This is a genomic window from Bradyrhizobium sp., from assembly GCF_035484855.1.
Lineage (GTDB): Bacteria > Pseudomonadota > Alphaproteobacteria > Rhizobiales > Xanthobacteraceae > Bradyrhizobium.
In genome coordinates this window covers 1-5,790 of record NZ_DATHOP010000285.1, presented here as the reverse complement: position 1 = coordinate 5,790, position 5,790 = coordinate 1, and the positions used below count along the sequence as shown (strand labels likewise).

Below are 5,790 nucleotides of genomic sequence, written 5' to 3'. Positions count from 1 at the left end.
GCGTCTTCTCGATGATCAGCCCGGTGGTGTAGCCGGCCACCGCGTTGAAGCCGAACTCGATCTTGCCGTCGGGATATTTCTTGTCCCAAGCAGCCTTATACGCCTTCATGTCCATGCCGAAATTGACGGGATAGTCGAGCTCGGACGGCGGCACATAGGTGAAGACGTGTTCAAGGCCCTTGGCGCCGACGTTCTTCTCCAGAAGCTCCGTCTCGAGACCGGCATAGATGCAGAACAGCATCTTGAACTTGACGCCGACGTCCGCGACGTTGCGCAGGAAAGCGATGTCGTTCGGCGCATAGCCGAAATGGATGACTGCATCCGGCTGGGTGTTGTTGATGTTGTTGATGATGACGGTGTAGTTGGTGGTCTCGGTCGGGACGCCCTGGTCGTAGACGATCTCGATCGGCGCGCCGGAATCCTTGACGAATTTGCGGAACGCGTTGGCCTGGGTGCCGGTAAATTCATTGGTCGCGTACAGAATGGCGACCTTCTTGATGCCGAGGCCGGGGCCGTCATGCGAGATGAAGTCGGCGACCGGCTTGGGCCACACCGTCGAGACCGGGTCCGCCATCAACGCGATATAGGGATTGTCCTTGGAGAAGAAGCTGGCGCCGGTGCCGGTCTGGTCGAACAGGAACATCTTGTGGTCGCGCGCGATCGCAACCGCCGGCGCCGTCAGCACCGAGCCGGAATCGGCGACCAGCAGGTCGACCTTGTCCTGGGTGATCAGCTGGTTGTAGAGCGTGGAGGCGGTGGCCGTGTTGCTCTGGTCGTCATAGGCAACGAGCTTGACCGGGATTTTCTTGTCGAACGCTTTCACGTAGACCCCGCCGTCGGCGTTCTTCTGGTCGGCCCAGAGTTTCAGCGCGCTGTACACCGGTACCGAGATCGAGGCGAAGCGTCCGGATGACGCATAGAGCGTGCCGATCTTGATCTCGGCCGGCGCATCCGCAGCCATTGCCGGTGCGGCCAGCGCAAACCCCGCCGCCAGCACCGCGCCTGTGATCCTCAACATGAAATCCTCCCGATTTTCTTGGTTCTGGCGCGCAATGTACCGCGTCAGGTCATAGCCATACAAGCATCCCCGCCCAGGCAATAGTGCGTGTGCCGGAATACACGGCATGCAAGAGGTCGGCTGGACCGTTGACGGCGGGCCATCCAATGTCGCATCAAGATTGGAACCAGCGGGCCGAGGCGTGCCCGCCATCAGGAGGAAATCACCGACATGGCCGAGCCAGCGCGCGCGAAACCCAAACCGACGCCGGAGACCCAGCATTTCTGGGACGGCACGCAATCAGGCGAACTGCGCCTGCAGCGCTGCGACGCCTGCGCCAACGTCTATTTCCCGCCGCGCCCGTTCTGCCCTGCCTGCGGCGGCCGCAAGGTCAGCATCTTCAAGGCCAGCGGCAAGGCGAAACTCTACAGCTACGTCATCCATCACCGCCCGGTGCCGGGTTTTACGCCGCCTTACTCTATCGCGGTGGTGGAGCTGGACGAAGGCCCGCGCATGATGAGCAACATCGTGGATTGTCCGCAAACACCGGAGGCGCTCGAACTCGACATGAAGCTGGAGGTCAAATTCGAAAAACTCGACGACAAGATCACCCTTCCCTTGTTCCGACCGGCGAAGGGCTGAGATCATGCGCAGGAATCAAGTTGCCGTCGTCGGCGCAGCAGAGACCACCGAGCTCGGCGTCATTCCCAACACCTCGCAGATCCAGCTGCACGCCGATGCGGCGCTCAACGCCATCGCAGACGCCGGGCTGAAGCTTTCCGACATCGACGGCTTTGCCACCGCGGTCGAGACGCCGCAGCAGATCGCCCATTACCTCGGCATCACGCCGACCTGGGTCGACGGCACCTCCGTCGGCGGCTGCTCGTTCATGCTGCATGTCCGCCATGCGGCGGCGGCGATCGAGGCCGGGCTGTGCAAGACGGTGCTGATCACGCATGCCGAAAGCGGCAAGTCGAACATCGGCCGCACCCCGCGCATGACCGGCCCGGACAGCCTGAATGGCCAGTTCGAACTGCCGTACGGCGTTTCGACGCCGGCCAGCATGTTTCCGATTCCGGTGCTGCGCTACATGAAAACCCACGGCATCACCCATGAGCAGATCGCCATGGTCGCGGTGGTGCAGCGCGAATGGGCCGCGAAAAATCCGCGCGCCACCATGAAGGCGCCGATCACGGTCGAAGATGTTCTGAATTCGCGGATGATCGCCCATCCCTTCCGCATCCTGCAATGCTGCCTCGTCACCGACGGCGGCGGCGCGCTGATCCTGACCTCGGCCGATCGCGCCAGGGATTTCAAGACAAAGCCGGTCTATATACTCGGCACCGGCGAGAGCGTGGAAACGCCGATGGTCAGCCAGATGCAGACGTTCGACAGCTCGCGCGCGTTCAAGGTGGCGGGGCCGCTGGCGTTCCGGGAAGCCGGCATCACCCACAAGGACGTCGATCACCTCATGGTCTATGACGCGTTCGCGCATCTGCCGCTCTACGGCCTCGGCGATCTCGGCTTCATGCCGCATGAAGAAACCGGCAAATTCATCGCCGACGGCAATACAAGACCCGGCGGCAAGCTGCCGCTCAACACCAATGGCGGCGGCCTCAGCTACATGCATTCCGGCATGTACGGCATGTACGCGCTGCAGGAAAGCGTGCGGCAAATGCGCGGCATCGCGCCGGCGCAGGTGCCGGGCGCGAAGATATCGGTGTGCCACGGCGTCGGCGGCATGTTCGCGGCAAGTGGAACGATCATTTTTACGAATGAGAGATAGTCGTCATTCCGGGATGGTCCGAAGGACCAGACCCGGAATCTCGAGATTCCGGGTTCGCGCTTTGCGCGCCCCGGAATGACGAAAACAACGGAGGGCATCATGGCGCAAGGCAAATCACTCGACGGCAAATCCATCATCGTCACTGGCGCGGGCCGCGGCATTGGACGCGAGATCGCGCTGTTATGCGCGGCGGAGGGAGCAAAAGTCGTGGTCAACGACCCCGGCGTTGCCGCCGACGGCTCGGGATCGAGCGCCTCGCCGGCCGAGGAGGTGGTCGAGGAAATCAAGAAGCGCGGCGGCACGGCAGTCGCCAATTTCGAAACTGTGGCCGAGGCCATCCCCGCCAGCAAGATCGTCAAGGCCGCGGTCGACAGCTTCGGCAAGCTCGACGGTGTGGTCAACAATGCCGGCATCCTGCGTGACGCGATCTTCCATCGCATGAGCATCGATGCCTTCGAATCCGTCATCAAGGTGCACCTGATGGGTTCGTTCTATGTCTCGCATGCCGCGGCACGGCTGTACCGCGAGCAGGAGAGCGGCGCGTTCGTGCACTTCACCTCGACCTCGGGCCTGGTCGGCAATTTCGGCCAGGCCAACTACGCTGCCGCCAAACTCGGCATCGTCGGCCTGTCGAAATCGATCGCGCTCGACATGAACCGTTTCAACGTGCGCTCCAATTGCGTCTCGCCGTTCGCCTGGAGCCGGCTGATCGGGACCATCCCGACCGAGACCGAGGCGGAGAAGGCGCGCGTAGAAAAGATCAAGCAGATGGGCCCGGAGAAGATCGCGCCCGTTGTCGCCTATCTGCTCGGCGATGCCTCCAAGGACGTCACCGGACAAATCTTCGGCGTGCGCATGAACGAGATTTTTCTGTTCAGTCAGAACCGTCCGCTGCGCTCCGTGCAGCGCACCGAAGGCTGGACGCCGCAGACGGTCGCCGAGCACGCGATGCCGGCATTGAAGCCGTCCTTCTACAGGCTCGACCGCTCCGCCGACATTTTCAGCTGGGATGCGATTTGAGGAGGCGAATAGGGAAGTGGCGAATAGCGAGGGATCTTCCATTCGCTACTCGCTACTCGCTACTCGCTACTCGCCATTCGCCTCTTCCCTACCCGCTATTCCTCAAGCCCGCCGAAATGCCGTTGATGGTGATCTGGATGCCGCGCAGCACCTGCTCGTCGGGATTTTGCGCGCGATGCTCCTTCAACAGTTCCACCTGTACGTGGTTGAGCGGGTCGAGATAGGGGAAGCGGTTGCGGATCGAGCGCTCCAGCAGGGGATTGCCCTGCAAGAGCCGCTCCTGGCCCATGATATCAAGCGCCAGGTCGATCGAGGTCTGCCATTCCTGCCGGATGCGCCCGAAGATCTTGTCGCGCAACGCCACGTCCGGCACCAGTTCGGCATAGCGCGAAGCGATCGCGATCGAGCTCTTCGCCAGCACCATGTCCATGTTCGACAACAGCGTGCGAAAGAACGGCCACTCGCGATAGAGTTCGCGCAGGAACGGCATGCCCTTGTCGGGATGCTCCTTGATCCAGATCTCGACCGCGCTGCCAAAACCGTACCAGCCCGGCAGCATCAGGCGGCATTGCGCCCAGCTGAACACCCAGGGAATGGCGCGCAGATCCTCGATCTCGCGGGTCTTCTTGCGCGAGGCCGGCCGGCTGCCGATGTTCAGCGTGGCGATTTCGGTGATCACGGTGGAATTCCAGAAATAATCGGCAAAGCCCTCGGTTTCATAGACCAGCCCGCGATAGGCCTTGAAGGCGAGATCGGACAATTGCTCCATCGCCTTCAGATAGCCGTCCGATGGCGCGCTCTGCTTCGGCTGCAGCAAACTCGCTTCCAGCGTCGCGGCGGCAAGGATTTCCAGATTGTTGCAGCCGACTTCGGCATTGGAATATTTGCTGGAAATGATCTCGCCCTGTTCGGTGATCCGGATCTGGCCGTTCACCGCGCCGCCGGGCTGCGCGATGATGGCGTCATAGCTTGGTCCGCCGCCGCGGCCGACGGAACCGCCGCGGCCATGAAACAGCCGCAAGCGCACATGGTGCCGCTCGAACACCTCGACCAGGCCGATCTCCGCCTTGTAGAGCTCCCAGCCCGAGGTGACGAAGCCGCCATCCTTGTTGCTGTCGGAATAGCCCAGCATCACTTCCTGCACCGCGCCGCGGCTATCTACCAGCTTGCGGTAATCGTGCATCGACAGCAGCCGGTCCATGATGGCGCTCGATGCCTGCAAATCCTCGATGGTCTCGAACAGCGGCACGATATTGATGGCGCTGCGGCCGGAGGGATCGACTAGGCCCGCCTCCTTCAACAGCAGCGCGACCTCCAGCATGTCGGACACGCCCTTGCACATCGAGATGATGCATTGGGGGATGGTGTCGGCGCCGAACCTGGCATGAGCCTCGGCCGCCGCATGGAACACGGCGAGTTCGCCGACCGTCTCCTCGCTGTACTTCACGAAGCTCGACGTCAGCGGCCGCGTGTTGCGCAACTCGCCGGTCAGGAGCGCGATCCGCGCCTCTTCGCCCAGCGCCAGATAGGACATGCCGGGCATCGCGGCGTCGATCAGTTCGGCGACCGTGCGCTCATGCACGGCGGAATTTTGGCGCATGTCGAGACTGGCGAGATGGAAGCCGAAGCAATCAACGGCCCGGCGCAGGTGCCGGAGCCGCCCGCGCGCGATCACCCGCGAATTGTTCGAGATCAGCGAGCGATAGATGATATCGAGATCGGCCTTGAACTCCCCGACATCGGCGTAGGGTGCGGCTTCGCCGACCGGAGGGCGCGTGGTCTCGACGTCGAGCCGCGCGGCGGTCGCGGTCAGTCGCGCGTAGATGCCGGACACCGCCAGCCGATAGGGTTCGCCGCTGCGATGCGGCGATTTATCCGGCGAGCGCTTCGCGAGCGCGCGCAGATCCTTGGAAACATCGGTCAGATGCGCCGCCAGCGACAATTCGGAGCCGAGCACATGCAGCTCCTCCAGATAATAGCGCAGCAC

The 5,790-nt window shown here is 62.6% G+C and carries 5 protein-coding genes; 3 read left to right on the top strand and 2 right to left on the bottom strand.

Annotated elements, in window-relative coordinates; all coding sequences use genetic code 11:
• Positions 1-1,018: ABC transporter substrate-binding protein (locus VK804_RS31910; RefSeq protein ID WP_325752276.1), on the bottom strand; the 1,018-nt coding region annotated here is incomplete at its 3' end.
• 210 nt (positions 1,019-1,228) lie between these two features.
• On the opposite strand from VK804_RS31910, the gene VK804_RS31905 reads away from it, so the two are divergent.
• The 3 genes from VK804_RS31905 (at position 1,229) to VK804_RS31895 (ending at position 3,803) form a co-directional block, all read left to right on the top strand.
• Positions 1,229-1,639: a Zn-ribbon domain-containing OB-fold protein gene (locus tag VK804_RS31905; protein ID WP_325752275.1), complete on the top strand. Its 411-nt coding sequence runs from the start codon at positions 1,229-1,231 to the stop codon at positions 1,637-1,639.
• Positions 1,640-1,643: 4 nt separating this feature from the next.
• Positions 1,644-2,783: a thiolase C-terminal domain-containing protein gene (locus VK804_RS31900; RefSeq protein WP_325752274.1), complete on the top strand. Its 1,140-nt coding sequence runs from the start codon at positions 1,644-1,646 to the stop codon at positions 2,781-2,783.
• A gap of 99 nt (positions 2,784-2,882) precedes the next feature.
• The gene (locus VK804_RS31895; protein WP_325752277.1) at positions 2,883-3,803 is read left to right on the top strand and encodes an SDR family NAD(P)-dependent oxidoreductase; all 921 of its coding nucleotides are present in this window, start codon (positions 2,883-2,885) and stop codon (positions 3,801-3,803) included.
• An 88-nt stretch (positions 3,804-3,891) separates the two neighbouring features.
• Here VK804_RS31895 and ppc read toward each other — a convergent pair.
• Positions 3,892-5,790: phosphoenolpyruvate carboxylase (gene ppc / locus VK804_RS31890; protein ID WP_325752273.1), on the bottom strand; the 1,899-nt coding region annotated here is incomplete at its 5' end.